The organism is Proteus sp. G4415 (genome assembly GCF_963896075.1).
GTDB classification, from domain to species: Bacteria; Pseudomonadota; Gammaproteobacteria; order Enterobacterales; family Enterobacteriaceae; genus Proteus; species Proteus mirabilis.
On record NZ_CAWQOK010000134.1, the window covers coordinates 1 to 3,279 of the forward strand.

At 37.5% G+C, this 3,279-nt stretch carries 4 protein-coding genes; 1 reads left to right on the forward strand and 3 read right to left on the reverse strand.

The annotated features are described in order from the left end of the window. From AACU95_RS14320 to AACU95_RS14330, 3 genes are all read right to left on the reverse strand, one after another. Nucleotides 1-863, reverse strand: an 863-nt coding sequence (locus tag AACU95_RS14320) for a phosphoribulokinase (RefSeq protein WP_161737041.1), incomplete at its 3' end; no start/stop codon positions are given. 73 nt (nt 864-936) lie between these two features. Continuing rightward, on the reverse strand, nt 937-1,158 hold the full coding sequence (locus AACU95_RS14325; protein WP_004246876.1) for a YheU family protein: 222 nt from the start codon (nt 1,156-1,158) through the stop codon (nt 937-939). Then, nucleotides 1,155-2,135 (reverse strand): hydrolase, encoded by a 981-nt coding sequence (locus AACU95_RS14330; RefSeq protein ID WP_004246877.1) that lies wholly within the window; start codon nt 2,133-2,135, stop codon nt 1,155-1,157. Before AACU95_RS14330 ends, AACU95_RS14325 begins: the two co-directional genes overlap by 4 nt. A 98-nt stretch (nt 2,136-2,233) precedes the next feature. On the opposite strand from AACU95_RS14330, the gene AACU95_RS14335 reads away from it, so the two are divergent. Continuing rightward, the gene (locus AACU95_RS14335; RefSeq protein ID WP_012368518.1) at nt 2,234-2,839 is read left to right on the forward strand and encodes a LysE family translocator; all 606 of its coding nucleotides are present in this window, start codon (nt 2,234-2,236) and stop codon (nt 2,837-2,839) included. Nucleotides 2,840-3,279: the final 440 nt, after the last annotated feature.

Sequence of the window (3,279 nt, forward strand, 5' to 3'; positions counted from 1 at the left end):
ATTTTTTCACCATTCAATAATTTCTTCACCAGTGGTGCCATGATTAATTCCATCGCTAAGCCTAATTTCCCTCCTGGAACAACAATAGTATTGATAGTCGACATAAATGAACCATGCAACATTGCCAATAGATAGGGGAAATCGATATCCGTTAAGCCACGAAAGCGAATAACAATAAAACTTTCATCCAGTGTTGGAATAGCTTTAGCTGAGAAGGGATTAGAGGTATCCACCGTAGGAACGCGTTGGAAATTGATATGAGTGCGAGAAAACTGTGGAATGATGTAACTGATATAATCATCCATCGAACGTACCACAGAATCTCTCACCGCTTCTTGAGAGTGCCCGCGCTCTGTGGTGTCTCTAATTAATTTTTGTATCCATTCAAGGTTAACAATAGGCACAACACCGACTAATAGGTCAACGTGTTGAGCGACATTATGTTGATCGGTAACGACTCCACCATGCAATCCCTCATAAAATAAAATATCTGTTTTTTCTGGTAATGCTTCCCAAGGTGTAAATGTCCCAGGTAATTGGTTATAAGGGGTTGCTTCATCATAAGAATGAAGATATTTGCGAAATTGCCCTTGCCCTGTTTGGCTATAGTGACTTAGGGTTGAACTTAATAAATTAAAGTCATTGGCTTCAGGGCCAAAATAGCTGATATGCCGTCCTTGCTCTTTCGCTTTTCTAATGGCCATATCCATTTCAGGGCGTGTATAACGGTGAAAACTATCCCCTTCAATAGAGGCTGCATGGGCGTTGAGTTGCTGAAATATTTTACGAAAAGCTTGGCTGGTTGTAGTAGTACCTGCACCACTTGAACCAGTAACAGCAATAATAGGGTGTTTGATTGACATATCATGTTCCTTTTCAAAATAAGGGCTATACCTTATTGTTAAATGTGATGTGATAGTGCCAACTTAGGTAAGATCAATCAGGGCGAAACTGTGCAGCTGGCATAATGTTGACGCTTTCATGAAGCTCAGACCACACTAACACGGCCTCACCCGAGACGAGTTGTTTTTTTACGTCGGCAACTTTTTGTTCAAGCGTTTTCTCTTGCATACCATAATCAGTCCCTTCTCGTAAAACGAAACTTTCAATCAAGTTATCTAGCGTTTCGGTTGATAGTTCTTGCCAAGGGATGATCATTTTACTTTCTCCAAATAGGTCGATAGCCAGTCGGGGATACGTTTTTCAAGCCACATTACAGGCTTAGAGAGTTTTCCACTAACAAAACCTACATGCCCACCAAATTCTGTTAATTGGTATTCAATATTTTTAGGTAATGTTGTGATATCAGGTATCACTTCTGTAGACATAAAGGGATCGTCTTTGGCGTGAATGATAAGTGTATTTTTTTTGATCTGATTGAGTAAAGGGAGAGCGCTACATTGACGATAATAATCAAGGGCGTCTTTGAAACCGTGAATTTTTGCCGTGATCAGATCATCAAATTGACGTAACTTTTTAATGGATTTAATGGTTAATAGACTAATAGGTAACGATTGGGGATAGCGGATCAATTTGCGAGTTGCATTGCGTTTTAACCCTTTCAGTAAATACCATTGATAGAAGCGCGAAAATCCTCGCTCTATTTTGGTTGAGCAAGGTTCTAACATCAAAGGTGCTGACACAATAACAGCGGCATCTAATACCGCATTTTCACCACTTTCGGCAAGATAATAGGCCAGCATATTGCCTCCTAAAGAGTAACCTACCGCTGCGGTTGGTTGTTCGCCAAATTGCTCTTTTAACCAATTCAGAAAATAGCGGGCATCTTCTGTTTCACCAGAATGATAAATGCGTTTTTGCCGATTGGGTTCGCCACTACAGCCTCGAAAATGCATGACAACACCTAGCCATCCTCGCGCTTTCGCCGCGGCTAGCATGCCATGAACATAAGGGCTATTAAAGTTACCTTCCAAACCATGAAAGATAACCAAACGGGGCTTATGTTGCGCTGTTTTGGGTTCTTCACTCCATGCTAAGTCGACAAAATCATTATCAGGCAAATTAAGCCGTTGCCAATAAGGCGTTAATAGTGGCGTTCTTCGCACTATTCGAGGCAAAAGTGTCTGTAAATGGGGATTCTTAGCCCAAGGTATTGGATCAAAATATTGAGACATAGTTCCGTTTATTAAAATGAATTAATGCTTGTTTGCTAAATAACATACTGCTATTTTCGGTGAAAATAAAACATCTGTCACATCTTTGAGCATTCACTATGACAAATAGCCTAGTTGTTTCGTTGAGCGTTTTCCTTTTTATTGCAGCCATTACGCCCGGACCTAATAATTTACTATTAACCTCTTCGGGGGCTCATGTTGGTTTAAAACGCTCTTTAACGTTGATGGCAGGCATTATCGTCGGAATGCAATGTGTATTACTTAGCTCTGCGTTTGGTATTGCGACATTATTGATTATTTATCCCGCATTGCATATCGGTTTAAAGATTATTGGTAGCATTTATCTTTGTTGGTTAGCTTGGAAAACAGCAACCGCTTCTTATCAACGATTAGATATTTCAAGTAAAGTGCCCCAAACAGTGACGGCGTTTCAAGGTGGATTATTGCAATTTTTAAATCCAAAAGCTTGGATGATGGGGCTAGGCGCCGTAGGAAGTTTTAGTTTAGCCGGTGATGGTTATTTGGGATCGATTGGTGTGATTAGTGTTGTGATGTTGTTGGTTAATTTTATCGCTGGTATGGTATGGATTTTAGGTGGAACATTTATCAGTCGTTTTTTACAAAGCAGACGAGCATGGTTCTCATTTAATATTATAATGGGGATATTAACCGCCATGTGTATTCCATTGATTTGGATTGAATAAATATAGGCTAAAATAAATGATTTAATTTCTTTTTATTGTTGTAAATAATATTTTTTTTAGTTTAGTTAGTCTCTTGTTTTGTTGTATTGCGTTTAATTAGCTAATTTAGCTATGTTGAGTCATTTTCTACGATTATTATTATACCCAAATATGTTATTTAATCACACATTACACATAATTATTTATTACCGTTGTTGATGATTATCTATTAATAATATTAAGTATGATTAAAGTGTTGTTTTGTGTATTTCTTGATTATTTTATCTTTAATTTTAATCGTAGCTGTGACAAGGAATTATTTATTCCGTTTGATTGACTATGGTTGTTGAGTATTTATTGGTTGTTTGTTTTTATTAACATTAATTTTATGATTATTTATCAATGGGATAAAATTTTATTATTATGCTATATATTGATATTTAATGGAGTTTTATCTGCAG

What these genes read in the sequence shown, in the direction of transcription:
- AACU95_RS14325 (WP_004246876.1), bottom strand. Translation starts at nt 1,158, where the DNA reads ATGATCATCCCTTGGCAAGAACTATCAACCGAAACGCTAGATAACTTG.
- AACU95_RS14330 (WP_004246877.1), bottom strand. Translation starts at nt 2,135, where the DNA reads ATGTCTCAATATTTTGATCCAATACCTTGGGCTAAGAATCCCCATTTA.
- AACU95_RS14335 (WP_012368518.1), top strand. Translation starts at nt 2,234, where the DNA reads ATGACAAATAGCCTAGTTGTTTCGTTGAGCGTTTTCCTTTTTATTGCA.